Source organism: Planotetraspora mira, from assembly GCF_016863275.1.
Classification (GTDB): domain Bacteria; phylum Actinomycetota; class Actinomycetes; order Streptosporangiales; family Streptosporangiaceae; genus Planotetraspora; species Planotetraspora mira.
This window is the reverse complement of sequence record NZ_BOOO01000098.1, coordinates 1-563: the sequence shown is the minus strand read 5'-3', so window position 1 is coordinate 563 and position 563 is coordinate 1. Positions and strand designations below refer to the sequence as shown.

Here is a 563-nt window from a genome sequence, read left to right as displayed (position 1 = left end):
TTGTCGAAGCGCATGCCCTCGGTGAGCTCAAGCTCGAGCCCGAAGGTGTTGCTCTCCTCGACGGTGATGACGCCTTCCTTGCCGACCTTGTCCATCGCCTCGGCGATCATTTCGCCGATCTGGGCGTCGCCGGCGGAGATCGACGCCGTGGAGGCGATCTGCGCCTTGGTCTCGACGTCCTTGGCGAGCTTGGACAGCTCCTCGCTGACGCGCTCGACGGCCGCCTCGATGCCCTTCTTCAGGGACATCGGGTTGGCGCCGGCCGCGACGTTGCGAAGGCCCTCACGCACGAGCGCCTGGGCGAGCACGGTCGCCGTCGTGGTGCCGTCACCGGCCACGTCGTCGGTCTTCTTGGCGACTTCCTTGACGAGCTCAGCCCCGATCTTCTCCCACGGGTCCTCGAGCTCGATCTCCTTGGCGATGGAGACACCATCGTTGGTGATGGTGGGGGCGCCCCACTTCTTCTCCAGCACGACGTTGCGGCCCTTGGGGCCGAGGGTCACCTTGACGGCGTCGGCGAGCTGGTTCATGCCGCGCTCGAGACCGCGCCGGGCGTCCTCGTC

1 protein-coding gene is annotated in these 563 nt (G+C 67.1%); it reads right to left on the bottom strand.

The genetic code is table 11. The annotated features are described in order from the left end of the window. Positions 1–563: TCP-1/cpn60 chaperonin family protein (locus Pmi06nite_RS41655; protein ID WP_275409664.1), on the bottom strand; the 563-nt coding region annotated here is incomplete at both ends.